At 59.7% G+C, this 25621-nt stretch carries 28 protein-coding genes; 12 read left to right on the top strand and 16 right to left on the bottom strand.

Going from position 1 to position 25621, the window contains the following annotated elements:
• The first annotated feature begins 59 nt into the window (after positions 1 to 59).
• Positions 60 to 1184: a P1 family peptidase gene (locus D8U61_RS16425; protein WP_125927891.1), complete on the top strand. Its 1125-nt coding sequence runs from the start codon at positions 60 to 62 to the stop codon at positions 1182 to 1184.
• 222 nt (positions 1185 to 1406) lie between these two features.
• Here D8U61_RS16425 and D8U61_RS16420 read toward each other — a convergent pair whose 3' ends face one another.
• Positions 1407 to 2033, bottom strand: a complete 627-nt coding sequence (locus tag D8U61_RS16420) for a TetR/AcrR family transcriptional regulator (protein ID WP_125927894.1) — start codon at positions 2031 to 2033, stop codon at positions 1407 to 1409.
• 159 nt (positions 2034 to 2192) lie between these two features.
• Here D8U61_RS16420 and D8U61_RS16415 point away from each other — a divergent pair, with 159 nt between their 5' ends.
• Positions 2193 to 2633 (top strand): hotdog fold domain-containing protein, encoded by a 441-nt coding sequence (locus D8U61_RS16415; RefSeq protein ID WP_130927308.1) that lies wholly within the window; start codon positions 2193 to 2195, stop codon positions 2631 to 2633.
• 59 nt (positions 2634 to 2692) lie between these two features.
• On the opposite strand, the gene D8U61_RS16410 is transcribed toward D8U61_RS16415, so the two are convergent.
• Complete coding sequence (locus tag D8U61_RS16410) at positions 2693 to 3379, bottom strand: GNAT family N-acetyltransferase (RefSeq protein WP_125927896.1); 687 nt, start codon at positions 3377 to 3379, stop codon at positions 2693 to 2695.
• A 151-nt stretch (positions 3380 to 3530) separates the two neighbouring features.
• Between D8U61_RS16410 and D8U61_RS16405 the strand changes: the two genes are divergently transcribed.
• Positions 3531 to 4016, top strand: coding sequence for a DUF3592 domain-containing protein (locus D8U61_RS16405; protein ID WP_076563476.1), 486 nt, complete (start codon positions 3531 to 3533; stop codon positions 4014 to 4016).
• A 4-nt stretch (positions 4017 to 4020) separates the two neighbouring features.
• Here the strand turns inward: D8U61_RS16405 and D8U61_RS16400 are convergent, their stop codons facing one another.
• Together D8U61_RS16400 and D8U61_RS16395 are read right to left on the bottom strand one after the other, a co-directional pair.
• On the bottom strand, positions 4021 to 4578 hold the full coding sequence (locus D8U61_RS16400) for a YceI family protein (protein WP_130888693.1): 558 nt from the start codon (positions 4576 to 4578) through the stop codon (positions 4021 to 4023).
• Positions 4579 to 4650: 72 nt separating this feature from the next.
• Complete coding sequence (locus D8U61_RS16395; RefSeq protein ID WP_130927307.1) at positions 4651 to 6009, bottom strand: MATE family efflux transporter; 1359 nt, start codon at positions 6007 to 6009, stop codon at positions 4651 to 4653.
• A 199-nt stretch (positions 6010 to 6208) separates the two neighbouring features.
• Between D8U61_RS16395 and D8U61_RS16390 the strand changes: the two genes are divergently transcribed.
• Entirely contained in the window at positions 6209 to 6778 is a 570-nt protein-coding gene (locus tag D8U61_RS16390; RefSeq protein WP_130927306.1) for a chorismate mutase, read from the top strand.
• A 124-nt stretch (positions 6779 to 6902) separates the two neighbouring features.
• Positions 6903 to 7421 carry a phage infection protein gene (locus D8U61_RS16385; protein ID WP_130927305.1) on the top strand — a complete coding sequence of 173 codons (519 nt, stop codon included), beginning with the start codon at positions 6903 to 6905 and terminating at the stop codon, positions 7419 to 7421.
• 74 nt (positions 7422 to 7495) lie between these two features.
• Here D8U61_RS16385 and D8U61_RS16380 read toward each other — a convergent pair whose 3' ends face one another.
• Positions 7496 to 7831 carry a hypothetical protein gene (locus tag D8U61_RS16380; RefSeq protein WP_024013386.1) on the bottom strand — a complete coding sequence of 112 codons (336 nt, stop codon included), beginning with the start codon at positions 7829 to 7831 and terminating at the stop codon, positions 7496 to 7498.
• A 177-nt stretch (positions 7832 to 8008) separates the two neighbouring features.
• On the opposite strand from D8U61_RS16380, the gene D8U61_RS16375 reads away from it, so the two are divergent.
• Positions 8009 to 9664 carry a diguanylate cyclase gene (locus D8U61_RS16375; RefSeq protein ID WP_130927304.1) on the top strand — a complete coding sequence of 552 codons (1656 nt, stop codon included), beginning with the start codon at positions 8009 to 8011 and terminating at the stop codon, positions 9662 to 9664.
• A gap of 253 nt (positions 9665 to 9917) precedes the next feature.
• On the opposite strand, the gene D8U61_RS16370 is transcribed toward D8U61_RS16375, so the two are convergent.
• Together D8U61_RS16370 and D8U61_RS16365 are read right to left on the bottom strand one after the other, a co-directional pair.
• Positions 9918 to 10292: a cytochrome c family protein gene (locus D8U61_RS16370; protein WP_125927802.1), complete on the bottom strand. Its 375-nt coding sequence runs from the start codon at positions 10290 to 10292 to the stop codon at positions 9918 to 9920.
• Positions 10293 to 10332: 40 nt separating this feature from the next.
• Positions 10333 to 11664, bottom strand: a complete 1332-nt coding sequence (locus D8U61_RS16365; RefSeq protein WP_125927804.1) for a PLP-dependent aminotransferase family protein — start codon at positions 11662 to 11664, stop codon at positions 10333 to 10335.
• A gap of 89 nt (positions 11665 to 11753) precedes the next feature.
• On the opposite strand from D8U61_RS16365, the gene D8U61_RS16360 reads away from it, so the two are divergent.
• Complete coding sequence (locus D8U61_RS16360; protein ID WP_130927303.1) at positions 11754 to 12647, top strand: DMT family transporter; 894 nt, start codon at positions 11754 to 11756, stop codon at positions 12645 to 12647.
• 3 nt (positions 12648 to 12650) lie between these two features.
• Here D8U61_RS16360 and D8U61_RS16355 read toward each other — a convergent pair whose 3' ends face one another.
• Positions 12651 to 13466, bottom strand: a complete 816-nt coding sequence (locus D8U61_RS16355; RefSeq protein ID WP_123442139.1) for an AraC family transcriptional regulator — start codon at positions 13464 to 13466, stop codon at positions 12651 to 12653.
• 131 nt (positions 13467 to 13597) lie between these two features.
• Here D8U61_RS16355 and D8U61_RS16350 point away from each other — a divergent pair, with 131 nt between their 5' ends.
• Both D8U61_RS16350 and D8U61_RS16345 read left to right on the top strand, forming a co-directional pair.
• The gene (locus tag D8U61_RS16350) at positions 13598 to 14116 is read left to right on the top strand and encodes a carboxymuconolactone decarboxylase family protein (protein ID WP_125927806.1); all 519 of its coding nucleotides are present in this window, start codon (positions 13598 to 13600) and stop codon (positions 14114 to 14116) included.
• 187 nt (positions 14117 to 14303) lie between these two features.
• Positions 14304 to 16535 (top strand): response regulator, encoded by a 2232-nt coding sequence (locus D8U61_RS16345; protein ID WP_016775250.1) that lies wholly within the window; start codon positions 14304 to 14306, stop codon positions 16533 to 16535.
• Here D8U61_RS16345 and D8U61_RS16340 read toward each other — a convergent pair.
• Positions 16503 to 17948 (bottom strand): SulP family inorganic anion transporter, encoded by a 1446-nt coding sequence (locus D8U61_RS16340; RefSeq protein ID WP_123442137.1) that lies wholly within the window; start codon positions 17946 to 17948, stop codon positions 16503 to 16505. The genes D8U61_RS16345 and D8U61_RS16340 overlap by 33 nt on opposite strands.
• Before the next feature lie 160 nt (positions 17949 to 18108).
• Here D8U61_RS16340 and D8U61_RS16335 point away from each other — a divergent pair, with 160 nt between their 5' ends.
• Complete coding sequence (locus tag D8U61_RS16335; RefSeq protein ID WP_123442136.1) at positions 18109 to 18453, top strand: hypothetical protein; 345 nt, start codon at positions 18109 to 18111, stop codon at positions 18451 to 18453.
• On the opposite strand, the gene D8U61_RS16330 is transcribed toward D8U61_RS16335, so the two are convergent.
• From D8U61_RS16330 to D8U61_RS16305, 6 genes are all read right to left on the bottom strand, one after another.
• Positions 18420 to 19436 (bottom strand): lysozyme inhibitor LprI family protein, encoded by a 1017-nt coding sequence (locus D8U61_RS16330; RefSeq protein WP_130927302.1) that lies wholly within the window; start codon positions 19434 to 19436, stop codon positions 18420 to 18422. The genes D8U61_RS16335 and D8U61_RS16330 overlap by 34 nt on opposite strands.
• Before the next feature lie 188 nt (positions 19437 to 19624).
• Entirely contained in the window at positions 19625 to 20158 is a 534-nt protein-coding gene (locus D8U61_RS16325) for a cysteine hydrolase family protein (RefSeq protein ID WP_016770696.1), read from the bottom strand.
• 65 nt (positions 20159 to 20223) lie between these two features.
• Positions 20224 to 21951: a gamma-glutamyltransferase gene (ggt, locus tag D8U61_RS16320; RefSeq protein WP_130927301.1), complete on the bottom strand. Its 1728-nt coding sequence runs from the start codon at positions 21949 to 21951 to the stop codon at positions 20224 to 20226.
• Between the two features lie 148 nt (positions 21952 to 22099).
• On the bottom strand, positions 22100 to 22687 hold the full coding sequence (locus D8U61_RS16315; protein WP_024013397.1) for an NUDIX domain-containing protein: 588 nt from the start codon (positions 22685 to 22687) through the stop codon (positions 22100 to 22102).
• 99 nt (positions 22688 to 22786) lie between these two features.
• On the bottom strand, positions 22787 to 23422 hold the full coding sequence (locus tag D8U61_RS16310; RefSeq protein WP_016775256.1) for a lytic polysaccharide monooxygenase auxiliary activity family 9 protein: 636 nt from the start codon (positions 23420 to 23422) through the stop codon (positions 22787 to 22789).
• Between the two features lie 207 nt (positions 23423 to 23629).
• Positions 23630 to 24070, bottom strand: coding sequence for a hemerythrin domain-containing protein (locus tag D8U61_RS16305; RefSeq protein WP_024013399.1), 441 nt, complete (start codon positions 24068 to 24070; stop codon positions 23630 to 23632).
• Positions 24071 to 24222: 152 nt separating this feature from the next.
• Here D8U61_RS16305 and D8U61_RS16300 point away from each other — a divergent pair, with 152 nt between their 5' ends.
• Positions 24223 to 24648 carry a GNAT family N-acetyltransferase gene (locus tag D8U61_RS16300; protein ID WP_130901724.1) on the top strand — a complete coding sequence of 142 codons (426 nt, stop codon included), beginning with the start codon at positions 24223 to 24225 and terminating at the stop codon, positions 24646 to 24648.
• 101 nt (positions 24649 to 24749) lie between these two features.
• Here D8U61_RS16300 and D8U61_RS16295 read toward each other — a convergent pair whose 3' ends face one another.
• Complete coding sequence (locus D8U61_RS16295) at positions 24750 to 25100, bottom strand: hypothetical protein (RefSeq protein WP_130901723.1); 351 nt, start codon at positions 25098 to 25100, stop codon at positions 24750 to 24752.
• A gap of 133 nt (positions 25101 to 25233) precedes the next feature.
• On the opposite strand from D8U61_RS16295, the gene D8U61_RS16290 reads away from it, so the two are divergent.
• Positions 25234 to 25563 (top strand): DUF6388 family protein, encoded by a 330-nt coding sequence (locus tag D8U61_RS16290; protein ID WP_073471290.1) that lies wholly within the window; start codon positions 25234 to 25236, stop codon positions 25561 to 25563.
• The last annotated feature ends 58 nt before the right edge of the window (positions 25564 to 25621 follow it).

The raw sequence follows: 25621 nt of genomic DNA, 5'->3' as shown, positions 1-25621 counted from the left end.
CTGCCTGCCTTATCCGAGCGGTAAGCCGCCCGAGCTTTTCAATGAAGAGACTGAATGTTATGAATCCGCGTGCCCGTGATCTCGATATCCTGATTGGCCAGATGCAACCCGGCCCGCTCAACGCCATCACCGATGTGCCGGGGGTGCGCGTCGGTCACAGCAATGTACGTGGTCGCAGCAGCAGCGGCCGTGACATCTGCACCGGCGTCACGCTGATCGAGCCGCGCCCCGGCTCGACCAGCCAGCAACCGTGCTTTGCCGGCGTGCATGTACTCAATGGCAACGGTGATGCGACCGGCCTGGAATGGATTCGCGAGGCCGGTCTGCTGACCAGTCCGATTGCCTTTACCAACACCCACAGCCTCGGTGTGGTGCGGGATGCGCTGATTGTGCTGGACCGTGAGCAACAGCCGGATGACGGGCGGCTTTACTGGAATATGCCGGTGGTGCTGGAGACCTTCGATGGACTGCTCAATGACATCAACGGCTTTCACGTCAAGCCCGAGCATGTCGCCGAGGCACTGAACGGCGCCGTGGATGGGCCGGTAGTCGAAGGTGCGGTGGGCGGTGGCAGCGGCATGATCTGCCATGAGTTCAAGGGTGGCATCGGCACCGCATCGCGACGTCTGAGTGCTGCCCAGGGAGGTTGGACCGTCGGCGCGATCGTGCAGGCCAACCACGGCATTCGCAGTGAATTACGCGTCGATGGTTACCCGGTCGGGCGCTATATGGAACAGAAGGATTCACCGTTCCTGCGGGCAGCGCTGCCGCACCCGGGCATGGGCTCGATCGTCGTTTGCCTGGCGACTGATGCGCCGCTGCTGCCCCATCAATGCACGCGCCTGGCACAGCGTGCCAGCCTGGGCCTGGCGCGTACCGGCGGCGGTAACGAAGACCACAGCGGCGACATCTTCATTGCTTTCGCCACCGGCAATGATCATGTCCCGCCTGCCGCTTATGAGGCTAAACGCGCAGCCACCTGCGACGGTTTGCGCATGGTCAACAACGACCACATCAGCGAGCTGTTTCTGGCCGCGACCGAAGCCGTGGAAGAAGCGATCATCAATGCCCTGCTCGCCAGCGACAGCAGCGAGGGCAACGGTCATTCGGTGCCGGGCCTGGATGGGCAGACGCTTCTGGCGGCGCTGAAAAAATCCGGTTGGCCGGGATCGCGCCCGGCATGAACCGGCATTGTGCAAGGACGACTGCCGGTACTTGAGTCGTCCATTGCACGCTCCTAGGATGAAGCTACGCGGTGACTGGATTGATCCGGCGCTGCGTAGGCGTGGGTGTTCTGAACCCCAATCAAGCCCACGCTTTGCTTCACACGCCTCTTGAGCCTCACGGGCTCTACTTCCTCCCCATCAAAGAGCTTTGAGGCTCTTTTTTGTCTGCGTATTTCAGTCCTAGGCGAGACCTTCGGCACGAATCGAACGCCATGCCGCTTGCGCGAGCATTTCGCGATAGGCGCTCGGGCTGCCTTTGACTCGCCCTGCCAGCCAGGCTCGGCAGTAGCTGTCCGCTTGGCCAATGATCAGCGATGGCAGCAGCTCGGCAGGCAAATCCTGCAGTTCGGCGGCGCGACCCGATTGCGTCAGCCATTGGCGCAGACGCAGGTTGCGCGTCTTGTTGCGCTCGGCCAGCTCGTCCTTGAACGGGCCTTTGGTCACGGCGAACCGCGCGTGGTACTGGAATCGCGCCCACTGCGGCTGTTGCTCGACCCAGTCGACATAGCTGAAGACCAGCGCCTGCACGCCTTCTTCAGTGGTACTGGCCGCGTCCAGATACGCATCACGCAAACGCGCCTGATCCTCCAGCGCGGTGAAAAACAGCGCCGCGACCAGCCCTTCCTTGTTGCCGAAATGGTGATAGATCGCGCCGACGCTGGTGTCGCACTCGGCACGGATCATTTCGATGGTGGTGGCTTCGATCCCCTGTTCATTGAACAGGCTCAGGGCCTTGCGAAAGATATCGCGTTTGAGTTCGGCGCGACGGCCGGGGTAGCTGCGTTCCAGTAGATCGGCGGTGTCCATGCTGCTCGGGTCCAAAAACGGAGGTTGATAAAGGCGTCACGTGCCCGTGAACAAATCGCGCCTAGGTTGACAGATTTACCGTGAACAGAATACCGTTCCGTTACAGAACATTATTCTGTAACGGAACATCATTCTGCAAACTACCCAGCGAGGCTTCCCATGAGTCAATCTCTCAGTGTGTTCAACAGCGTCGGCCCGGATGCATTCAGCAAAATGGCCTGCCAGTTCGCCCCGTACTTCAGCAGCATCAATCCGCTGATTTCCGAGTTGCGCCCGAATGCCGCCACCGTGCAAGTGCCGTTTCGCAAGGAAATCACCAACCACCTCGGCACGGTGCACGCGATCGCCATGTGCAACGCGGCAGAACTGGCCGGCGGAATGATGACCGACGTGTCGATCCCGGCCGGCGCGCGCTGGATTCCCAAAGGCATGACCGTGGAATATCTGGCCAAGGCGAAAACCGACGTCACCGCCGTGGCCAGCGCTGAAGGTGTGGATTGGCAAAGTGATGGCGACAAGGTAGTCAACGTCGACATTCACGATTGCGAGGGTAAAAAAGTCTTCACCGCGCGTATCACCATGAACGTCAAGCTCGGTTAGCAGGTACAAAAAAGCCCTTGCCGCGGGATGCGCAGCAAGGGCTTTTGATTGGCCGACGATCAGTGCAGGGTCAGGCGCTGACGGACAAATTCTTCTACGTGGCGGCTGGTCTGGTCCAGATGGCGGTCGCGTTGTTTTTCCGCATCGAGCATCGCGCGCTTGCCGTTCTTCTGCAGCAGATAGGTGTGAATCTGCTGCACTTCCAGCGAGCGATAGATCGGCGTGGTGTCGATGAACCCGCGCAGGCCGTTGCTGCGGTAATGCCGCGTGCTCATCAGCACCTGCGTTTCGCGCTGGCCGATCACTTCAAAACCCAGTGCCTCGAAATACGGTACCTTGCCAATGCTGCAGGCCAGTTCCGCATGCGGGTAGCGCCCGACCATGTCCGCGAGCATCGCCCGCGCCACACCCTGACGCCGATGACCTTCACGCACCGCCATGTACGCGACGCTGCACGCCTCCCAATCGCCCTGCACCGGCAGACAGATGAGAAATCCGATGACTTGCTCTGGATCCTCATCGTCAGTGGCCACCAGCAATTCCACCTCGGTGCCCTTCTGGCCGTTCAACGCCTCGAGGTACAGGTGCACCTCGTAACCCACCGCGTACTGATAAACGTTGTACAGCAGATTGCTCGGGCCGAGGCCGACAGCACTGATGTCGGTCAGGTAATCGACGACCATTTGCAGGATCTGGCTGTTGACGTTTTCCGGGCATGGGGAGGTGTAGTGGGTGATGCGTGGCATGGGCAAACTCCGGCGATAAAAAACGTTGCCGATGATCAGAGCCGTCGACGAACCGCGACATCATACCGTGCCGCGATAGACCACCGTTTAAAGATCCGCTGTCGAAGGCCGATGTAACGAACACCTTCATTTCACTACCAAGGACCGGGCCATGTATTACCCGCGCGAAGCCGCAAAAGATCATCTTTACAACCGCGTCGTCATGCTCACTGTCGCCTGCTGCGTGGTCTTGCTCCTCGCCGGGATGGCGCGCCATCAAGGCATTCTGTATGCGCTGCTGAATTTCAATGGCGCGCAAACCAACGGCACTGTCACGCAGCTGGAAGAGATCCTGATGAACAAGAATGGCAAAATCATTCACTATCGTTATGCCGACGAGCTGGGCCAGCTCCATGAAGGTGATTTTGTCGACGAACGCTACGCCGAACACACCCAGTACGAAGTCAATGGCCCGATTGCGCTATTGGTCTCGCCCTGGATGCCGGAAAAAAGCGCCATCGCCAGCCAGCTGCAAAGCTATCGCGCAGGTTTTTACATCATGACCGGCGGCGTGACGCTCGCCCTGCTGTTCCTGCTGATTTCCGGCCGGACGTTCTGGCAGATTCAGGCGATGAAGGAACAGGACCGATATTACTGAACGGTCACTGTTGTGGCGCCACCACTCTGAATTTGATGTTGATGTCTCTGGACACCACGCTGTCGGCCCACTCCCCTGCGCCGAGGCCGAACTCCTCTCGATTGAGCACCAACTCACCGTCGAAGATGCCGATGGCGTTGTCCGGTTTCAACTCCACCGGCACCTCGACCTCGCGAGTGATGCCCTTGAGCGTGAGCTGACCGGCGACTTGGTAACGATGCTCGTTAACTTGAGTAAAACGGCTGGACTTGAACACCGCGAGCGGGAATTTCCCGGTGTCGAACCACGCCGGTTTCACCAGTTCGGTATTGGCGTCTTCACTGCCAGCATCGATGCTGGCGAGATCGATATGCAGCGTGGTCTGGGCTTTGCCGAGGTCGTCGGTATCGAAGTCCAGCGTCGCCTCGAATCTGCCGAAGGTGCCGTACATTCGCGAGCCCATCTGGTTGTAGGTGAAACTGATCTGGCTGGCGCTGGTGTTGACCCGGTTGTATTCAGCGGCCTGCGCACCGACCATGACGCACGATGTAAACGCGGCAACCAGCAGCAATCGCAACGTCATGGAATTCTCCGGGCGGCGTGTCGTCGAGGGCCTTGGTTGACTTAAGCAAACAACCCGTTGTTATGCCAGCGCCTATATCAACCGCTCTATCTTCTGATGCTTCCACACCAATTTGTAATACAGGGTCTGCAAAATCAGCATTCCCAGATAGGCAACCGGAAACGCCATCCACACACCCTGCAAACCGAACTGCCCGTCGAGCCAGTAAGCCGCTGGCAGCTGCACGCCGACCACACAGATAATCGAGATGACCACCGGCACCAGTACCGTGCCGCTGGCCCGCATGATCCCGCCGATGATGGCCTGGAAACCGAATACCAACAGGCTCCAGAGCATGATATGCAGCAGGTGCTCGGCCATCGCCCGGGTCGAGTCCTCGGTGAGGAACAGGCCCAGCAACCAGTGCGATAACAGATAACCCAGCACAATCAGGCCACCGGTCAGGCACACATTGATCAACAGCCCGGTGCGCAGGATCGGACCCATGCGTTGCAGATGCCCGGCGCCGATTGCCTGGGCACCAAGGATCGATGCGGTGATTGCAATCGACAGCGCCGGAAACTGCACATAGTTGACGATCTGCGTTACTGCGCCATATGCCGCTGTCGCTTGCGAGCCGTGCTGATTGACCAGTGCCAGGATCACCAGCTCCGATAACGACAGGACGATCATCTGTACCCCGGTGGGCAGGCCGATGCGCAGGACCTTGCCGAGAATGGCCCGATCCAATCGCAGCGCGGCGAAGAACTCTCGATCCGGCGCTAGCGGATGGCCCTTGCGAATCAGCCGCCAGGCCAGCCACGCCATTGCCGACAGATTCCCCGCCAGCCCGGCATACGCCGCGCTCTGAATGCCCAATGGCGGCAAACCCAGCCAGCCGCGAATCAACGCCGGCGTCAGCGCCAGCCCCACGGCGGTGGAGACGATCAGCGCGAGCAGTGGCGACAGCGTATCGCTGACCCCACGCAGCAATTGGGTGAACAGCACGAATACCAATAGCGATGGCAGAATCCACAACATGACGCGGGCATAGTCCACCGCGTCATCGAGTACATCCGCCGGCGTGCCCAACCCCGTCAGTGCCTGTCGCGCAAACACCGTGCCCAGCACCGCCGCGACCAAACCGATCAACACACCCAGCAGCAACGTCGCTCCGGCAATCGCTTTGACCATATGCGTTTCGCGCGCGCCCCACGCCTGACCGATCAACACGCCCGCGCCAGCGCCGAGGCCGATGACCAGGGCGATGAAAAAGAACACGACAGGAAACATGCCGGATACGGCCGCAAGCGCTTGGGTGCCGAGCATCTGACCGATGTAGATGCTGTTGACCGTCCCGGACATCGATTGCAGGAAGTTCGACAGCACCATCGGCGCGAGAAACAGCAGATAGGTTTGCCAGAGCGGTTTGGCGAAGGTGGCGCTATGCATTGAATGGAGGTCCATCTCGACGGCGGCAGGCCTGATTGACGATAGCTTCGGTGAGTTGCGTGCAGCGTGCAATCAACATTTCCAGACGGTGTTGATTGTCTGTTTTGCATTTGTGTAAATGCCGTGCATCGCTTTGTGTCAGTGTTGCGGCTGTGGTAAATCAGCGACTCTGTCGACACGTACTATTGAGGCTCGGTTCATGCGTAACGTTGCAAATTTTCTGCTTGGTTCCCTCCTCGCTCTGTCGGCCGCCTACGCTCAGGCAGCCGCACCCGTAGCGGCGCCTGCTTCGTTGAAACCGCTACTGGCCACTTTGAATGAACGCCTGAGCATCGGTGATCTGGTTGCGTTGTCCAAATGGGACAGCGGCAAGCCTATTCAGGACAGCCCGCGTGAGGCGCAGGTCATCGCCAATGCCCGAACTCTGGCCACCGAATACAAACTCGATCCGGACGACGTCGCGCAACTTATCGCCGCACAGATGGAAGCGAACAAACTGGTGCAATACGGTCTGCTCGCGCAATGGCAAGCGGCAGGTGCTGCACCGGACACACCGCGTCCGGATCTGGGCAAACAGATCCGCCCGCGCCTGGATGAACAGCAAAAGCGCTTGTTGCAGCAGTACGCCGCCTTCGCGCCCTATCGCCAGGATCCGAATTGCCCAGCATGGCTGGCCGATGTCCGCAACGGTCTGGCCGCCGATTTGCTGCACGACCTGGCGCTGATTCGTGCCAGCGGCGAGTTGTGCATCCGGGCGAAAGCGCTCTGAATCAACGCTCCTGGCAAACATCATCGGCGTCGATGTTCACCATCACGTCAATGAAGTTCTCATAAAAACTGCGCGGCGTAACATCGGCTCCAGACAAACAAACAACTTTCTGGAGCACACGATCATGAAACGCCAAACCCTTCTCGGCATCGCTTTCTCGGTTTTCGCAGTTAACGCTTTTGCAGTAACGCCTGCTCACACCCTGGTCGCTGAAGGCGGCTCGGACAAGCTGATCGAAAGCCGTCTGGCTGAAGGTGGTTCGGACCGTCTGCTCGAACGCCGTGTTGCCGAAGGTGGTTCAGATCGTCTGCTCGAACGCCGCGTTGCTGAAGGCGGTTCGGATCGTCTGATCGAACGCCGCGTTGCCGAAGGTGGTTCGGATCGTCTGCTCGAACGCCGTGTTGCCGAAGGTGGTTCGGATCGTCTGCTCGAACGTCGCGTTGCCGAAGGCGGTTCGGATCGTCTGATCGAACGCCGTGTTGCCGAAGGTGGTTCGGATCGTCTGATCGAACGCCGCGTTGCTGAAGGTGGTTCGGATCGTCTGCTCGAACGCCGCGTCGCTGAAGGTGGCTCTGATCGTCTGATCGAGCGCCGCGTCGCTGAAGGTGGCTCTGATCGTCTGATCGAGCGCCGCGTTGCATGAATCTACTGCATGACCGCAACACCCATGAAAAAGCCCGGCCTGATCAGCCGGGCTTTTTTGCATTCAGCCGTCGCTTATTGCGCGGTTTTCAGCTTGACCACGTCACCGGAGATGGTGGTGGTGTAGCCGGTCAGAACCCAGGCCCAGAACCAGTTTTCCTGAACCTGCGTGTTGATCATTGCATCGCCGCCCTTGGCTTGGATGGCCGCGTTTTGCGCGCGCACAAATCGGCTGTTCTGGCGGATCGGGATAATGCCAAACAGCAGCAGGCCGGTGGCCGATGCTTCGCTGTGGCCAACCACGGTGTATTGGTTGCTGTCGTAATGGGCGGTTTTCATCGGGGCGCCGGTGCAACCTGCCAGAACCACACCGAACAGTGCGGCGGCGACTACTTTGCTGAGGTATTTCACAGTAAAACTCCATGGGGAAACGCCCGGGATCCGTCTCTCGGGCGGCGCGCATTCTAACCAAAATGATGGCTCATTGGCATCAATCTTCTTTGTATTTACTTGAACCCGTTCGCTGGCCCGCCGTCGGCGATGTCGCATACCATGGCGCCACTTCAATAAAGACAGACACCCGCCTCCATGTTCAAAGCCAGTCTGCATAGCCATCTCACCCTGTGGTTCGGCGGTTTGTCCCTGCTGACGTTATTGAGCGTCGGCTTTTATGTCGGTCACATCGCCACCGAACAAATGAAACAGGCCAGCGGCAACGCGTTGCTGAACACGGCGCGCGCGGCGGCGACGCTATTGGGCGAACAACTGCGCGAACGGCAGCTAGAGGTTTACCTGCTCAGTCGCGCGCCGCATCTGGAGCGCGGAGATCTGGACAACCCAGCCATCCTCAAGTCGATGCAGTTGCGCACCCAGGCGCGCGCCGAATATGCGTGGATGGGCGTCACCGACGCCGAGGGCAACGTGCGCCAGGCGGTCAATGATCTGCTGGTTGGCCAATCCGTACAGAAACGCCCGTGGTTCCAGATCGGCCTGCGCCGGCAATACACCGGCGATCCCCACGAAGCAGTGTTGCTGGCCAAGTTGTTGCCGGGTCTGCCCAATGGCGAGCCGCTGCGCTTCATCGATTTCGCCGCGCCAATCGACAATGCCGAAGGGCAGGTGATTGGCGTGCTGGGCGCACATGCGCACTGGAGTTGGGTGACGCGCATCGTCGAGTCGGCGGCGTTTTCCCACAAGAACTCGGCGCCGGATATCCAGGCGCTGATCGTCGACCACGATGGCAAGGTGCTCTACCCCGAAGCGCTGATGGGCCAACAGCTGGCGATCGGCGATTCGATATTGCCGGGCTGGACGGCGGCCAACGGTTACCTGACCAGCATGGTCACAGTGCCGACGCCATCGGGCACGGCGCTGTCATGGTCGATCGCCATTCGCCAGCCATTGGAGACTGCGCTGCAACCGGCGCGGATGCTGCAATACGAATTGCTGATCCTCGGCGTTTTCGCTGCAATCGTTTTCGGTCTGGTGGCTTATTACTTGGCGCTGTACCTGAGCCGGCCGATCGAACAACTGGCACGCTCGGCCAAACAAGTGCAAAACAACCAGGCCGGCGCACAGTTCCAGCTCCAGCATCCGGTGCTGGAAATCGCCCAGCTCGGCCAGTCCATCGACGCAATGACGCAGTCACTGCTCGGCAAGGAGCGCGAACTGCAAGAAGCCAACGCCTCGCTTGAAGCCACCGTGGCGCAACGCACCGCCGCACTCACCGAGGCCAACGCCGAGCTGCTGAGCCTGGCCACTCACGACGGCCTGACCGGCGTTTACAACCGCCGCCGTTTTGACGAAAAAATCACTGAGTATTCGCTGCTGTCCCGACGCACCGGACGCCCGTTTGCCCTGCTGCTGATCGATGCCGACCACTTCAAACGCATCAATGACAGCCACGGCCACGCGGTCGGTGACGAGGTCCTGCAACAACTGGCGACCTTGATCCAGAACAGCGTACGCAGCACCGATTTCGTCGCCCGCTACGGCGGCGAAGAGTTCGCCGTACTGCTGCCGGAAGTCGCGCAACCCGACACCCCGGAAGTCGTCGCCGAAAAGATTCGCACGGCAGTCGCCGAAGCGCAGTTTCCGGGCGTCGGCAACGTCACGGTGAGTATTGGCCTTGGCCTGGCAGATCCGGCAGACAACAACCACACGGCCCTGATCAAACGCGCCGATCAGCAGCTGTATCAGGCGAAAGCTGCGGGGCGCAATCAGGTTGCGTTTCATACCCACTGACACCGGCGTAAATCAACCAGAGACAGGCCGGCTCACCGACCCCATCGCTGGCAAGCCAGCTCCCACAGGGATGGGGTAAAAGCGGAAATTTGGGCCGGCTGGAGAACCGCTTTCGCCAGCAGGCTCGCTCCCACAGAAAAGCAAAAAAAGGTGACTCGCCGTAAGGGCGAAACCCTAAGCAGCCGTTACCGCAGCAATGGATATGTACCCCGTCAAAACTAAAAAAACGCCTTGGAACAGCGCGTTCCCGTAATTATTCAGCGCTGAATTTCTGCAGATAAGCCAACAGATTCTCCAGCTTCTGCTCATCACTCAGCCCCCAGAAAATCATCCGCGTCCCCGGCACCACCCCTTTCGGATCCTCGAGATAAGCCTTCAACGTCGCCCGATCCCAGGTAATCCCCGAGTTCTTCATCGCATCGGAATAAACATAATTGGCCGAAGTCCCCGCAGCCCGGCCAATGATGCCGTTCAACTGCGGACCAAACCCCGAACGAGCCGACTCGCCAACCTGATGGCAACCGCCGCACAGACGCGGGAAGATTTCCGCCCCGGCCTCAGGATCGCCCTTAGCCTGTGCACTGGCGCTGAAGATCAAGGCGAGAAACAGTGTCGTGGTGAATTTCATTGAACAGTCCAAACCTCGCTTTGCATGGCGTGGGCGCAGTTTACAGATAAGCGCCGACAACCGTTCTGACGGTGATCAACGCCTGACGCAACACCTGCATCTCCACCGAGCCGAGCGCCAGACGAATCGCATGGGGCGTATGGGCCGACAGCGAAAACGGCTCGGCGCTGGTGACCGAAATCTGCTGCTGCATCAACTCGACCACGATCTGATCGGCACGCACATCTTCGGGCAACGGCAACCAGAGAAAATACGAGGCCGGATGAGCAATGTAGCGCAGCCCTTTGAGTACCTCGGCGGCCAAGGCCTGTCGCGCCGTAGCATCACGACGTTTCTGCGCCTCAAGCACGGTGACGGTGCCATCGTCGAGCCAGCCGCACGCGATGGCGGTCATCACCCCGGGCGTGTTCCACGTCGTCGCGCGAATGACTCGCTCCAGTGCGGGCACTTGAGGCAGCGGCGCGGCAATGAAGCCGACCCGCAATCCGGTGGCGATGTTTTTCGACAGGCCCGATACGTAAAACGTCCGTTCCGGTGCCAGTTCAATCAACGGACATGGCGGGTTTTCGACCAGAAACGCGTAGGCAGCGTCTTCAATGATTGTCAGATCGTGCCGCCGGGCAATCGCCACCAATTGCTCGCGCTGTTCCAGTGGCATGACCCAGCCCAGCGGATTGTGCAGCGTCGGCATGCTGTATACGGCGCGCACCGCACGCTGGCGACAGAGTCTGTCCAGTGCCGGCAAATCCGGGCCGTGCTCCGTCATCGGGATCGCCAGCACTTCCAGATGCAGCGCGTCGGCCAGCACCTTGAATCCCGAATAGGTCAGCGCATCGGCGGCGATCACATCGCCGGGTTTGAGCAGGGCCATCAGCGTCACCGCCAAACCTTGCTGAGCGCCATTGACGACCAGCACTTGGTCGGCTTCAACCGCCACGCCGCGTGTCGACAAATGTCGCGCCACCGAGGCGCGTTCGTGGGCACGTCCGGCGTGGGGTTGATAACGCAGCAGTGCTTCCAGATCACCGGACAACGCCAGTTGGCGCAACGCCGTGCGCAACAGTTCAGCCTGACCTGGCAACGAGGGATAGTTGAAATTCAGGTCGATCATGCCGACCGCCACGTCTTTCTGATCGATGCCCTGCCCCGGCGCCAGCGACGTTTCCCGAACAAACGTGCCGCGCCCGGCTTCGCCACTGACCAGGCCCATCGCTTCAAGCTCCGCATAAACCCGTGAAGCGGTAACCAGCGCCAGACCTTCCTGGCTCGCCAGCTGCCGATGCGTTGGCAGTCGCGTGCCCGGCGCCAATCGTCCGCCACGAATGTCTGCCGCATAGCGATCAACCAGGGTCTTGTAACGGGAACGCGGCATGTCGGCTGTATCCATGACAATTTTTTGATTGTGCTGATTCTCCGCCCTAGGATCACGGCGACACAAGCCACTTTTTGAGCGCGACCGACATGCACACAACATCGACTGCGGCCCACCCGGCACTGGAAAAAACCAGTGGCTGGATCAACGGTTTTATCGGCGTGCTGATTTTCAGCGGTTCGCTGCCGGCCACACGTTTGGCGGTGCTGGAATTCGAACCGGTGTTTCTGACCGTGGTGCGAGCAGCGATCGCCGGCGCACTGGCCGTCGGACTTCTGCTGTTGTTCAAACAGCGGCGACCGGCGCATCATCAGTGGCTGTCGCTGTTGATTGTGGCGCTGGGCGTGGTGTTGGGTTTCCCGCTGCTGACCGCGTTGGCATTGCAGCACGTAACGTCAGCGCATTCGATCGTGTTTGTAGGATTGCTGCCGCTGGCCACGGCGATGTTTGGTGTCTTGCGTGGCGGTGAGCGGCCACGTCCAGTGTTCTGGATCTTTTCGGTGCTGGGCAGCGCGTTGGTGGTGGGCTTTGCCCTGTCCCAAGGCTTGAGCGCCTCGCCCACCGGCGATCTGCTGATGCTCGCGGCGATCCTGGCCTGCGGCCTCGGTTACGCCGAAGGCGCGAAACTGTCACGCAGCCTCGGCGGCTGGCAGGTGATCTGCTGGGCGCTGGTGTTGTCGTTACCGCTGATGGCAGTGCTGAGCCTGTGGCTGGCGCCCGCCTCGTTCGCCGACATCAGCATTTCGGCGTGGATGTGCCTGGCTTACGTGTCGCTGTTCAGCATGCTGATCGGCTTCGTGTTCTGGTATCGCGGTCTGGCCCAGGGCGGAATCGCAGCGGTCGGGCAGTTGCAGTTGCTGCAGCCTTTTTTTGGTCTGGCACTGGCGGCGACGTTGCTGCATGAGCAGGTCAGTGTCGGCATGCTCGGCGTCACGCTGGGGGTGATTCTTTGCGTGGCCGGAGCGAAGAAATTCGCCAGGTAATGTTCAGTGTTCGGCTTTCCATTGCCGAGGACTGAGCCCGGTCTTGCGCCGAAACGCCCGGGCCAGCGCCGACGGACTTTCGTATCCAACCTCCTCGGCAATCAATGCAATCGGGCGGCCTTCGCGCAGGCGTTTCTGCGCAAGACTGACGCGCCAGCTCAACAGGTAATCGGCCGGCGTCTGCCCGACCACGCGGCGAAACTGCTCGGCAAAACCGGCGCGGGACTGGTTCGCCGCCGCCGCGAGATCAGCGACACTCCAAGGCTTGTGCGGCTGCTCGTGGATCAGGTTCAAGGCGCGAGACACGCGCGGATCCGCCAGCCCGGCCATCATGCCCGGTTGCTGATCGCGACTGCCGATGAGATGGCGCAGCAGCAGAATCACCAGCAATTCAAACAGACGATCCATCACCGCCACGCGCCCGCAATGCCCTTCAAAAGCTTCGTTGAACAGCCAGTCAAGGGTGCTGCGCAATTCCGGGATATCGGTGAGTTTCAACACCAGATAGTCCGGTAACGCGGCGGCCAAGGCATTGCCCGAGCCACCGTCGAAGGTCAGCGAGGCGCACACCACTTGGCTGGCCATGGCCTCGTCGGCAAACATCCGGTGAGTGAAAGGCCGGGGAAAGAAAATCAGCGACGGTTCTTCCAGGCGAATTTCCCGCTCGTTGCCCGGTTTGAGCAGCAACGCCCCGGCTTGCAGAACATGCACATGGCCGACCGGTTCGCCTTCGTGAACGCTCACGCCGCAAAACGCGCCGCTATGGAAGGTGCCGGCGTTCACACCGAAATGACTGAGTAATGTGGAAAGGCGATCCATGGCTGACTCCCGAAGGCATATCTGGACGATCTGCCGCATATCCTCGACGATTTGCCGCCAAGGCGCCATTGGTAGCCCCTAAGATCTCTCCATCGCCGCTGCACTTCGCTGCGGAATTTCGGAGAATCACCATGAGCCGCATCCCTGCAATCAGCCTCGACACAGCCACCGATGCCACCCGTCCTGCACTGGAAGGCGTGAAGAAAAAAATCGGCTTCCTGCCCAACGTCTTCACCACCCTCGCCCAAGCGCCGGTTGCATTCGACACTTACCTGCAAGCTTCGGCGATCCTCGGCAAGACTTCGCTCAGCGCCCAGGAAAAAGAAGCCGTATACCTCGCCACTTCGCAGGTTAACGGTTGCGACTATTGCCTGTCCGCACATACCGTGTTTGCCGGCAAGGCCGGGCTGTCGGCGGAGGACATCATCGCGGCACGTCACGGCGAACTGAATGCCTACGCCGCCCTCGCCCGCCAACTGACCGAAACCCGTGGCCACTTGAGCGATGGACAGTTGGCCGCCGCTCGCGCTGCCGGTATTGATGACAGCAAGATCATCGAAGTGATTGCCCTGGTGGCCGTGCAAACATTGACCAACTACCTGAACAACACGGCGCTGACCGACATTGACTTCCCGGCCGTCGAGGCCTGAGCAGTCGCTCACGAACTGAAGAAAAATCCGCTGGCGAAAAGATGCTCTTTTCGCCAGCGCTGTTTTTTGCTGCCATGATGTAGGTCAGAATAATTCGCAGCGCAAACAGTGTCTGGTGCGCTGAAACCAAACACCCTGCGCGCAGGTCTTTGTTCTCAGACAAATGCCCCGGAAAGACACGAACCCCATGACAGACTGGTTGCAAGACAACGGCGAGATGGCCGGGCAGATCCGCCGTCACGACTGGGCGAATTCGCCCCTCGGCCCGTTGGAAAACTGGCCCGATGTACTCAAGACCACTGTCTCGCTCAGTCTCGCCTCGCATTTCCCTCAGGCGATCGTCTGGGGCCCGCAACTCATCACACTCTATAACGACGCCTTCGTACCGATTCTCGGCGACAAGCCGCACGCGTTGGGACGCCCTTTCAGCGACATCTGGAAGGAAGCCTGGCACGAGATCAGCCCGATTGCTGAGGCCGCGTACGCCGGCCAGGCTACTTACATCGAAAACTTCGCTCTGCAGATCGAACGCGGCAAAGGCCCGGAGCAGGCGTTCTTCACTTTTTGCTATAGCCCGATTCGTGATTCCCACGGCAATGTCGTCGGCATGATCGACACCGTCACCGAGACCACCCAGACCGTTTATCTCAACCGACGCCTGGCCGTCCTCGATGCCATCGGCGAAGCGGTGACCAATGCCACGGATGCGCAAGCAATCCTGGCGGCAAGCACGCGGCTGATGGTCGAGCAACTGCGTCTGTCCAATTGCGCCTACGCCGACATGGATGCCGACGAAGATGGTTTCACCATTCGCGGCGACTATGCAGCGCCGGGTTCGCCGAGCATCGTCGGCCACTACCGTTTGCGCGATTTCGGCGAGAAAGCCGTACGCCTTCTGCGCGCGGGTCAACCGCTGGTGATCCACGACAACCGCAGCGAATTGCCGCCGGAAGAATCAGCGACCTTTCAGGGCATAGGCATCACCGCCACCATTTGCGTGCCGCTGATCAAGCAAGGCCGTCTTACCGCGTTAATGGCCATTCACGACAAAGTGCCGCGTGTCTGGTCGAGCTTCGAACAGGCGCTGCTCAGCGAAGTCACCGAACGTTGCTGGGCGCACATCGAGCGAGTGCGCGCCGACGCCAACGTGCGCGAGGGCCTGCTTGCATTGGCTGAACTCAATGCCACGCTGGAGCAACGGGTCGAAGAGCGCAGCCTGCGTCTGGCCCAGGCCGAGTCGGCGTTGCGCCAGTCGCAGAAGCTCGAAGCCATCGGCCAATTGACCGGCGGCGTCGCCCATGACTTCAACAATTTGCTGACGATCATTCGTTCGTCGGTGGATTTTCTGCGCCAGCCCAACCTGCCGGAAGAACGCCGCCAACGCTACATGCGCGCGGTGTCCGACACCGTTGAGCGCGCCTCCAAGCTGACCAGCCAGTTGCTCGCCTTCGCCCGCCGTCAGCCGCTCAATCCGCAGGTAGTCGACGCCGGCGAACGTTTGGCCAACATCGGCGAAATGCTCGAATCGGTCACCGGCGCGCAGATTCACGTGTGCGTCGAGCGCCCGGATCACCCCTGCTACATCCGTGTCGATCTCAGTCAGTTCGAAACAGCATTGATCAACATCGCCCTGAACGCTCGCGACGCCATGAATGGTCAGGGTGAACTGAAATTGCGCCTGGAGTGCCATAAAGCGCTGCCGCCGATTCGCGGCCACGCTGGGTCCAGCAGCCATTTCGTGTCGATTGCCCTGGCCGACACCGGTGCCGGCATCGACGCACACACCCTCGAACACATCTTCGAGCCGTTCTTTACCACCAAGGCTGTCGGCAAAGGCACGGGGCTGGGGCTGTCGCAGGTGTTCGGCTTCGCCAAGCAATCGGGCGGCAACGTCGATGTTTCCAGCGTCCTTGGTCAAGGCACCGAGTTCACCTTGTATTTGCCGCAAGTGCCGGCGATCGAGGCAGAAATGGACGAGGCAGAGGACGATGGCGAGGTGCAGCCGGCCTGCGAAAAACGCCGGGTGCTGGTGGTAGAAGACAATCTCGACGTCGGCCGTTTCGCCAACCAGATCCTCCAGGATCTGGGCTATGAAACCGCATGGGCGACCAACGCTGAAGAAGCCCTGCAGTTGGCCGGTAGCGATGCCAGCGCGTTCGATGCGGTGTTTTCCGACGTAGTCATGCCGGGCATCACCGGCGTCGCGTTGGCCAAGGAACTGCGCCAGCGCCGCCCCGATCTGCCGGTGATTCTGACCTCCGGCTACAGCGAAGAACTGGCGCGCAGCGGGTACGAAGGTTTTGAATTTCTCGCCAAGCCCTACTCCGCCGAACAAGTCTCGCGGATTCTCGGCAAGACCTGGCTCAAGGACGCAAAACCAGCGGCGTCAGTCGTGATCGACGCCGGCGCGCTTGAGTAATTTCTTGCAGCGTTCCGACAGATGAAACACTTGTAGATGCTTGCCAGCCTTGGCGTAGCGTTCACGCAGGGTTTTCAATGCGGCGATCGCCGAATAATCGACAAAGCTCAGGTGCCGGCAGTCGAGAGTGACTTTGGCCGGGTCGTTGGCCGGATCGAACTGGTTGAGAAACGGCGTGGTCGAGGCGAAAAACAGCGTGCCGTGCAGGCGATAGAGCTTGCTGCCATCGGCTTCAAGATGTTCATCGGCATACAGTTCGCGGGCCTGCTGCCAGGCGAAGTTGAGCGCGGCGATGACGATCCCGCATAGCACGGCCGTGGCCAGATCGGTGAACACGGTGATGGTGGTCACCGCGATGATCACCAGCACATCGTGCAGCGGCACCTTGTTGATCACCCGCAACGACGCCCAGGCGAAGGTCTGCTGCGACACCACGAACATCACCCCCACCAGCGCGGCGAGCGGAATACGCTCGATCAGCGGTGACAGAAACAGAATGAACAACAGAATCAGCACACCGGCAACCACGCCGGACAAGCGCCCGCGCCCGCCGGAGCTGAGATTGATCACGGTCTGCCCGATCATCGCGCAACCGCCCATGCCACCGAACGCCCCGGACACCATGTTCGCCGCGCCGAGCGCTACGCACTCGCGATCCGGATAGCCACGGGTTTCGGTGATCTCGTCGGTCAGGTTCAGCGTCAGCAGGGTTTCCAGCAGGCCGACCATCGCCATCAGGATCGCGTACGGGGCGATGATGCGCAGGGTTTCGAAATTCCATGGGATGTCCGGCAAAGCGAAGGTCGGCAGACCGCCGGCAATGTGCGCCATGTCACCGAGGGTGCGGGTCGGCAGCCCGAACAGGTAGACCAGCAGGCCGACACCAAGGATCGCCACCAGGGCCGGCGGTACCGCTTTGGTCAGGCGCGGCAGGATGTAAACGATGGCCATGGTCAGTAGCACTAGCCCGGTCATCAGATACAGCGGCGTACCGCTGAGCCAGTGCTCGCCGCTTTTGAAGTGCTCCAGTTGCGCCAGCGCAATGATGATCGCCAGGCCGTTGACGAAACCGAGCATCACCGGATGCGGCACCATGCGCACCAGTTTGCCCAAGCGCAACAGCCCGAACGCCATCATGATCAGACCGCCGAGCAGCACCGTTGCCAGCAGATATTGCACGCCGTGTTGCACCACCAGCGCGACGATCACCACCGCCATCGAACCCGCCGCACCGGAAACCATGCCCGGTCGACCGCCAAACAACGCCGTCAGCGTGCAAATGATGAACGCGCCGTACAGGCCCATCAGCGGATTGAGATGCGCGACCAGCGCGAAAGCAATGCATTCGGGCAACAGGGCGAACGAGGTGGTGAGTCCGGCGAGGACATCGGCGCGCAGACGAATCGGTTTCATGGCTTACCTGACTGAGCGGCCGCTGGGCACGGCTGCTGTTTTCGCGAAAAAAGAGGGAGGCGAATGTTACGGAATTGTTCAGCCTCGGGCCAGTGAAACGCTGACATGGGGTGGCGCGGGCCTTATCCTTGCAGGCTTGTCCATCGAATCGAGTCGCAGCATGTCAGCGTTTTTGTCCGCCCGTGATGTGTGTCAGCGCCTGCGCGAAGCTGCGCTGGGCGTGCTTGGGTTCGAAGTCTGCCAGGTAATGTCCGAGACCGGGCTGATTGCCGTTGATATCGAGGGCTGGCATCTGCGGTTGGACTTCGCCGAGGGACACTTGCATCACTGTGAATACGCGCGCAACTGCGCCGGGGATGAAGCGACGCTGGACACTTGGCAGCGTTATGGTACCGACCCGGTGAGTCTGCTCAGCACGTGGGAATTGGCGCAGATCGAACGGTTAGTGCGTGAGGCGGATGGAGTTGTGGCTCAGGGCATCATTTCCAGAACCAGAGACGACTGACTTTCGTGCATGCGGTCATACCAGCCCTGCAGCACATCGGGCAGCCGCTTCTTCCACTTCGCCACGTTGGTGTAGTACCGCAGATGTTCATGGCTCTGGTCATCGTAGCTTTTGAAGATCAGCCAGACCTGCGCATCGGCCGCGCTCATCAGGATCCCGATGCCGCCGAGACCGCGCATCCACATTTCTACAACCTGAGCATCGGGCACATCTTTTGAGTTTTCGCCGACCTGCAAGGAACCGGAGGTCTCTACCAGTTTTTGGTAGTCGGTCTTGAGCAGCGAACGCAGTGCCTGATCTTCTGCGGGTGTGCGAGCCAGACCCAGGCTGAGCAGATCGTAATCCAGCTTCAGCGGTTGTTCGGAGGCGACATACCGACCGGCGTAATACACGCCCATGCCTCCGCCGCAGTCGGAGTCCGCACCGGTTTGCGTGACGTTCAGTACGCCATTGATGGGCGTGAAGGCGAGTTTGCAGGCGTCCTCGGCGTACACGGCTGTTCCATCCTTGAGTATGGCAACGCCAGTCAAGTCTCCGGAATTGGCGCCCTCGCCTGCCGAGATATCGATGGCGATATGCGAGGCATTACGACGTTGGGTGACAAGGGTCGCCGAGGTCGAGGTGCCGCGCGAAATTAGTTGCCAGGTGGCATCCCAACTGAAGGGCTGAACCGCGTGTTCGAGCTCAGTGAGGCGCATCAGGTATTCGCGCCGCAGACACGCGCTCAGGGCACCGCAGGCGTTGCGGTTTTTCAGCCACTGACGCTGGTCGGTTTTCAGCATTTTGGGATCGGCAACTTTGCCCAGCGTGGTCCGCCATTGCTCGGCGAGTTTGTCGTCGAGGGTTGAGAGGTAGGGATCAGTGCAGATGGCTTTTTCGGTTTTGCCGGAGGCGTCGGTGCAATCGAAACTGCTGGCATGGGCGGTGCAGGCGAGGACGAGAGATGTCAGCGCCACGGCGTGACGCAGGTAGATAGCGAACATCGAGAGATTCCATTCTTCGGGCGGCGGGGATTATGCCAGTGCTGCTGCCGTAAATCGCCGCTGTCGTAGAGCCTGCTCACCCCTGTGGGAGCGAGCCTGCTCGCGAAGGCGGTATATCAGTCGGTTTGATGTTGGCTGTCACAGCGCTTTCGCGAGCAGGCTCGCTCCCACAGGGGTTTTGTGTGAGTTCAGAAGGTGATTTGGGCTGCCGGTTTGACGTCGATTCGTGCCACGGAACTGGTCAGGGCGGCGAAGTCCTTGTTGTGTTCGGCAATGATGTCCTCGGCGCTCATGTTGCCGTTATCGACCGTCGAATGCGCATCCCGCGCGACGACGATGTCGTAGCCCAGTGAATGCGCGCTGCGCACCGTGGCGTTGACGCAGTAATCGGTTTGCAGGCCGCAGATGATCAGGCGTTCGAAGTCCTCGCTGGGCAGCAGCTTGCCGAGATCGGTCTGGTAGAAAGAGTCCCCGGTGGTTTTGTCTACGCGCAGGTCTTTCGTAGAAGTCAGAAGGTTTTTCGCCAGTTGCCAACCCTCAGCACCGCGAACAAATGAGCCGTCCTTTTCTTCGTGCTGAATCAAAACCACCGGAACGCCAGCCGTACGGGCGCGTTGGCTCAGATCATTGATCGTGGCGATCACGCGGTCGATTTCAAAGCACTGATATTCACCAGCACACAGCGCCTGCTGGACGTCGATGATCAGTAATGCGGTGGTCATGTCGAGCCTTCCTTGATCAATCCTTGAGAATGGGGCGGACCTAAGCCCGCCCCTTTTTACTCCGCTCAGTAACCCAAAGACAAGCCGGTATTACGCCGTGGATCATTGGCGCCGTAGAAGCGATTCTTGCCAACCGGTTTGCCTCCCAGTGACGGCGCGCCGACCAGAATCGCGGCAATGTGGTTGGCATCCTGCGGGCCGGCAAACTTGTGGCCCCAGCTTTCCAGGATTTTTTTCGTATCCGGGCTGGCGGCGAAGTCTTCGAGGTTGGTTTCCTCCGGCATCCACTGCTGATGGAAGCGCGGCGCGTCGACCGCTTCCTGCAAGCCCATGCCGTAATCGATGACGTTGAGCATGGTCAGCAAGGTCGCGGTGATGATCCGGCTACCGCCCGGCGTGCCGACCACCATCACCACTTTGCCATCCTTGGTGACGATGGTCGGACTCATTGACGACAGCGGCGCCTTGCCCGGTGCGATGGCATTGGCCTCCCCCTGGACCAGCCCGTACATGTTCGGCACGCCGACCTTGGAGGTGAAGTCGTCCATTTCATCGTTGAGAATCACCCCGGTCTTGCTCGCCATCACGCCTGCGCCGAACCAGTCGTTGAGGGTGTAGGTGACCGAGACCGCATTGCCCCACTTGTCGACGATCGAATAGTGCGTGGTGTTGCTGCCCTCGTGGGGCGCTACACCGGGCTTGAGCTCAGCCGACACACCGGCCTTCTGCGGCTGGATGGCGTTGCGCAGTTTGGTCGCGTAATTCTTGTCCAGCAGATGCTCGATCGGATTCTTCACGAAATCCGGATCGCCGAGGTAGCTGTTGCGATCGACGTACGCATGGCGCATCGCTTCGATCTGGTAGTGCATGCCCTGAGCGGAATGGAAGCCCAGGTCCTTCATCGGATAACCTTCGAGAATGTTCATGATCTGGCAGATCACCAACCCGCCGGAGCTTGGCGGTGGCGCCGAGACTACGTGATAGCCGCGATAATCGCATTCCACCGGGGCCAGTTCGCGAGTCTTGTATTTGTCCAGGTCGGCCTGGGTGATGATGCCTTTGTTGGCCTGGCTGGAAGTGACAATGGCATCGGCGACCCAACCTTTGTAGAAGCCGTCGGCGCCCTTGTCGGAAATCGTCCGCAGGGTTTTCGCCAGATCCTTTTGCACCAGTTTCTGCCCGACCTGCATCGGCTCGCCGTTGCTGAGGAAGATCGAGCCGGAATCGCGCATGTCCTTCTTGAACACATCCGTCGCGTATTCGAGCAGCTCGACATCGCCCTGCTGCAACTCGAAACCGTCTTCGGCCAGTTTGATCGCTGGGGCAATCATCTCCTTGCGCTGTTTGGTGCCGTATTTGCTCAGCGCCAGCTCCATGCCGGACACCGTACCCGGTACGCCGACCGCCAGGTGCCCGCGCGTGCTCAGTTCCGGAATGACGTTACCGTCCTTGTCCAGATACATGTTGGCGGTCGCTGCCAGCGGCGCTTTTTCGCGGAAATCGAGAAAGGTCTTGCGCCCGTCCGCCAGTTGAATAGTCATGAACCCGCCGCCGCCAAGGTTGCCCGCAGCCGGATAGACCACCGCCAGCGCATAGCCCACGGCCACTGCCGCATCCACGGCATTGCCGCCGTTTTTCAAAACGTCGACGCCGACATGGGTCGCCAGATGTTGCGCGGTGACCACCATGCCGTTTTCCGCCGCCACCGGAGCCACTGATGCCGCGTGAGCCATGAGACAGCTGAGCGCCAGAGAGGTCGCAATGAGCGATCTGGCCAAAGGTTCGTACTTCATGAGTCGATCTCTTTTTGTTTTTGGGGACTGCGCAAAACGCAGGGCAACACTTCAGGAGCAACAAGCAGTATGGCCGGCTTTGCGTATTGCGCCTCCCTGTTCAGCCAGTATGCTGAGCCATCGCAGCCGTTGGCAGCTCCTGCCCGAATCAAGCGAAGAGGTTATTCATCGCTGCGTACTGCAACAGCATGATGGTCTTGGCATCGCAGATCTCGCCGCGTTGAAACGCTGCCAGTGCCTCATCGAAGCCCCACTCGAGCACTTCCAGTTCTTCGGTTTCCTCTTCAAGGCCACCACCGTCGCTGACTTTGGACGCCGCGTCGTATTCAGCGATAAAGAAGTGCAGTTTCTCCGTCACCGAACCGGGACTCATGTACGCCTCGAATACTTTTTTCACGTCGTGCACGCGGTAACCGGTTTCCTCCTCGGCTTCGTCACGAATGCGCTGCTCGGGCGCGGCACCTTCCAGCAACCCGGCGGCCACCTCGATCAACAATCCATCGTGGCCGTTGACGAACACCGGCAAACGAAACTGGCGGGTCAGCACCACCGTGCGCTTTTCGCGGTTGAACAGCAGAATCGCCGCGCCGTTGCCCCGGTCGTATACCTCGCGGGTCTGGCGCTGCCATTCGCCGTTGTTGCGGTGGTAATCGAAAGTGATTTTCTTCAACAGATACCAGTCGTGGGACAACACCTGAGTGTCGACGATGTTGACCCGTTCGGCTGTGTTGGACATCGCGTCTGATCCTGTCTTCATGGGGGGACTGCCATGGTCGATCAATTGCGCCGATAAAAAAAGCCCGGCAGCGCTACCGGGCTCGTTCAGCCTGCGCGGTTACTGAAAGTCGACGTCGAAGGCCTGGTAGAAGGCGTTGCCGGTATTGGCGACGATCCACATCAGCACAATGACGTGATGACCCTGCTTGTTCGCAGGCAGCTTCACTTGATGATCGACCTTGGCCTTCAATTCGCCGGCATGGCTGTAATACGGCACTTGCGGGTAGAAGTCTTCGAAGAACGGCTGGGTTTCCAGCTGCGCACGGCTGATGCGTTGCTGTGGATCCCAGCCGTCTTTGGTGATCAGCCAGCGATAACCACGGGTGGTGTGCGGCGCGGTGTACGCCCAGCTGACCTCGAGAATCTGCCCCGGATCGACATTCAGCAGCGGCCAGTTGAATGAACGGCCGAGCTTCTTGCTCATCTCGTCGTCGGTGTAATTGACGCAATCGCGGGCATCGGTCTTGCCGCCGCTGAGAATGTAGCCATCGGCCGGCGGCGCGACGCTGTCCGAGTCGGTCTCGAAAGGTTGCGGGAAAGGTCCGGCGTCCATGGCCGGAAAGTTCTTGCCACCTTCCATTTCATTGACTTGCCAAGCGCCGAGCAGGCCGAGGTCGATGGCCACTGCGCCGCGACTCGCTGGCGAGATGACACGACCGTGTTTGAGTTGGGTTTGTGGGATTGCCTGATTCATCTTGCTCACTCCGTTGATTTGAGAACTCTCCTTCCCGAGGAGAGGCCTTCAAGCTAACGGAGGTGAATTTTTTGTCCATCGGCGCTTTTGTCACAGTCCCAGTGTGCAAGACGTAAAAAGCCCGGAAACACTGGATGCATAACCAGCGCTCGACGACGCATCGCACTCAACGTGTAGCTGAACACCTACACGCCGAGTCGCCTTTGGTCATTCAGACAGTTGCGCCTGATACTCCTTTTCGTACTGCCCGGCGAGTTGGCTTTTCTGTTTATCGTCGAGCAGCTTGCCGGCCATCTGGAAGAATTTGTGCTCTTCTTCCTCGAGGTGGTGATGAACCTTGTCGGAAAGCTTTTTGGCCGTGGCCAGCCAGGCCGGACTGGACATTTCGGTCTCGTCGAGCTCTTCCATCATCTCGTCCATTTCGTGGTGTTCGGCGATGGCGTGGCGGCTCAGGTCCACGCCTTCATCGATTTCCATCAACGGAATATAGAAATGCCGCTCTTCAGCGGTTTCATGGGCTTGCAGTTCTGCTTTGAGCTGCTTGTAGGCCTCGACCCGCTCAGGGCTGTCGCCGCTGGTCGCGATCAAAGCCTTGGCGTAAGTGCGCTGGCGCTCGTGGCTTTCGCGCAGGGCTTCAAAAATATTCACGGGATTTCCTCATCAATCGCGCTCAGGGAAAGACGCGATAAAAGCCTAGACCGCAACGCTGGTTTGACGGTTCCGCTTGTTCGATCGAAGGGCTTGGAGGCGTTTGCCCGGACGGGTTAGGCTGGGCGTTCAATTACACAAGGAAGTCATGCATGAATTTGCGTATCGAGTTGACGCAGAGCCCTACCGAGGAACAGCGTCAGGCCATTCTGCAGCCGCTGATCGAATACAACGATGCTCAAACCGGCGGTTCGAAATCCGAGCCGTTCGCCTTGATGGTCAAAGACGAAAATGGCGAAATACTGGGCGGTTTGTACGGGCGAATGATTTTTCGCTGGATGTTCATCGAGCTGCTGTCCGTGCCGGAACAGGGTCGCGGAAAGGGTATCGGCTCGAAATTGATGGCTCAGGCGGAAGCCTTGGCCAGGGAAAAGAATTGCTACGGCCTCTGGCTCGACACGTTCGATTTTCAGGCGCCGGAGTTCTACAGGAAGCTGGGGTTCAGCCAGTTTGGGGAAATCGTTGACTACCCACCGGGGCACAAGCGGCACTACTTTCAGAAGCGCCTGATCGATTGAGTCATGCCGTATTCGCGAGCAGGCTCGCTCCCACAGTGCAATGCATTACAACTTGTGGGAGCGAGCCTGCTCGCGAAAGCGTCAACCGCTTCACCCCATAATCACAGGCAGGTCGCCATCGCCGCCATCCGCCGCATCGCGACAAAATCACTCTTCTGCGCGTAATAGTTCAAGGTCGTACCTGACGCTTCGGTGATCACATCGACAAACGACTCTGCCGAACGCGTATAAACCGTAGTGCCGCCGGACTTGCGCGGTTCCAGATAGGCCGCCGCGTCGACGCCAAACACCGCTTCGTCCTGCCAGGCGAATTGCACGCACCGGGCGACGTCTTTCTCCGGCTTGTCCGAGGTCAGGACCTTGTCCGGGCTCTTGCTGCGAGCATCGTTCATCACCGAACCGGCGCACCCGGCCAACAGGGCCGCCGCCAGCACTACCATCAGCATTCGCATTGCATTTGCTCATCGAGAAAAAAGCGGACTGTAGCACTGCGACGCGGCAAATCGTTCTGCTTTACTGTTTTTATGCGCGACATGCGCAAGCAGGTGCGGCACCCTATGGTCATCAGTCACACAAGGAAATTACATGGCGCCTAGCGACCAGCGACATGAACAGGCTTTGAAACTGTTTCTCGATGCGCGACCCGAACTACGTGAAACCCTCGACCATCTCAACCCGCTGCTGGCTCAGGCCAAGGGCGAAACCCAGGCGCAGTATCGCGAAGAACGCTTGCATGAGGCGTTTGAGGAAGAAGCGGAGAGACAGAGGTTGTTCGCCTGGGAGCTGACGTTGCAGTTGACCGCTGCTTCGCCCGAGGAATATCAGGCGCAACGGCTGGAAGTGCATCGGGAAGTGGCGGAAATGGCGGGGATGGGCTGGATCGAGTATTGCGAGCTTTACGGCATCACCCCGTAATCGATGTAGATACCGTCTTGAGCCTCACCGGGCAAGCGCAAGTTTCGGGTCATATGGC

Origin of the sequence: Pseudomonas sp. Sample_14, assembly GCF_004307515.1 — a bacterium.
GTDB classification, from domain to species: Bacteria; Pseudomonadota; Gammaproteobacteria; order Pseudomonadales; family Pseudomonadaceae; genus Aquipseudomonas; species Aquipseudomonas atacamensis.
The sequence above is the reverse complement of the archived record's forward strand: the minus strand, read 5'-3'. Positions and strand labels throughout refer to the sequence as shown.

Bases quoted from the DNA above. Each gene is read 5' to 3' on its own strand.
- D8U61_RS16415 (WP_130927308.1), top strand. From the start codon at position 2,193: ATGAGTCAATCTCTCAGTGTGTTCAACAGCGTCGGCCCGGATGCATTC.
- D8U61_RS16290 (WP_073471290.1), top strand. From the start codon at position 25,234: ATGGCGCCTAGCGACCAGCGACATGAACAGGCTTTGAAACTGTTTCTC.
- D8U61_RS16400 (WP_130888693.1), bottom strand. From the start codon at position 4,578: ATGACGTTGCGATTGCTGCTGGTTGCCGCGTTTACATCGTGCGTCATG.
- D8U61_RS16315 (WP_024013397.1), bottom strand. From the start codon at position 22,687: ATGTCCAACACAGCCGAACGGGTCAACATCGTCGACACTCAGGTGTTG.
- D8U61_RS16335 (WP_123442136.1), top strand. From the start codon at position 18,109: ATGTCAGCGTTTTTGTCCGCCCGTGATGTGTGTCAGCGCCTGCGCGAA.
- D8U61_RS16310 (WP_016775256.1), bottom strand. From the start codon at position 23,422: ATGAATCAGGCAATCCCACAAACCCAACTCAAACACGGTCGTGTCATC.
- D8U61_RS16325 (WP_016770696.1), bottom strand. From the start codon at position 20,158: ATGACCACCGCATTACTGATCATCGACGTCCAGCAGGCGCTGTGTGCT.
- D8U61_RS16360 (WP_130927303.1), top strand. From the start codon at position 11,754: ATGCACACAACATCGACTGCGGCCCACCCGGCACTGGAAAAAACCAGT.
- D8U61_RS16410 (WP_125927896.1), bottom strand. From the start codon at position 3,379: ATGCCACGCATCACCCACTACACCTCCCCATGCCCGGAAAACGTCAAC.
- D8U61_RS16405 (WP_076563476.1), top strand. From the start codon at position 3,531: ATGTATTACCCGCGCGAAGCCGCAAAAGATCATCTTTACAACCGCGTC.
- D8U61_RS16295 (WP_130901723.1), bottom strand. From the start codon at position 25,100: ATGCGAATGCTGATGGTAGTGCTGGCGGCGGCCCTGTTGGCCGGGTGC.
- D8U61_RS16340 (WP_123442137.1), bottom strand. From the start codon at position 17,948: ATGAAACCGATTCGTCTGCGCGCCGATGTCCTCGCCGGACTCACCACC.
- D8U61_RS16330 (WP_130927302.1), bottom strand. From the start codon at position 19,436: ATGTTCGCTATCTACCTGCGTCACGCCGTGGCGCTGACATCTCTCGTC.
- D8U61_RS16300 (WP_130901724.1), top strand. From the start codon at position 24,223: ATGAATTTGCGTATCGAGTTGACGCAGAGCCCTACCGAGGAACAGCGT.
- D8U61_RS16395 (WP_130927307.1), bottom strand. From the start codon at position 6,009: ATGCATAGCGCCACCTTCGCCAAACCGCTCTGGCAAACCTATCTGCTG.
- ggt (WP_130927301.1), bottom strand. From the start codon at position 21,951: ATGAAGTACGAACCTTTGGCCAGATCGCTCATTGCGACCTCTCTGGCG.
- D8U61_RS16355 (WP_123442139.1), bottom strand. From the start codon at position 13,466: ATGGATCGCCTTTCCACATTACTCAGTCATTTCGGTGTGAACGCCGGC.
- D8U61_RS16345 (WP_016775250.1), top strand. From the start codon at position 14,304: ATGACAGACTGGTTGCAAGACAACGGCGAGATGGCCGGGCAGATCCGC.
- D8U61_RS16350 (WP_125927806.1), top strand. From the start codon at position 13,598: ATGAGCCGCATCCCTGCAATCAGCCTCGACACAGCCACCGATGCCACC.
- D8U61_RS16420 (WP_125927894.1), bottom strand. From the start codon at position 2,033: ATGGACACCGCCGATCTACTGGAACGCAGCTACCCCGGCCGTCGCGCC.
- D8U61_RS16425 (WP_125927891.1), top strand. From the start codon at position 60: ATGAATCCGCGTGCCCGTGATCTCGATATCCTGATTGGCCAGATGCAA.
- D8U61_RS16375 (WP_130927304.1), top strand. From the start codon at position 8,009: ATGTTCAAAGCCAGTCTGCATAGCCATCTCACCCTGTGGTTCGGCGGT.
- D8U61_RS16385 (WP_130927305.1), top strand. From the start codon at position 6,903: ATGAAACGCCAAACCCTTCTCGGCATCGCTTTCTCGGTTTTCGCAGTT.
- D8U61_RS16370 (WP_125927802.1), bottom strand. From the start codon at position 10,292: ATGAAATTCACCACGACACTGTTTCTCGCCTTGATCTTCAGCGCCAGT.
- D8U61_RS16365 (WP_125927804.1), bottom strand. From the start codon at position 11,664: ATGCCGCGTTCCCGTTACAAGACCCTGGTTGATCGCTATGCGGCAGAC.
- D8U61_RS16390 (WP_130927306.1), top strand. From the start codon at position 6,209: ATGCGTAACGTTGCAAATTTTCTGCTTGGTTCCCTCCTCGCTCTGTCG.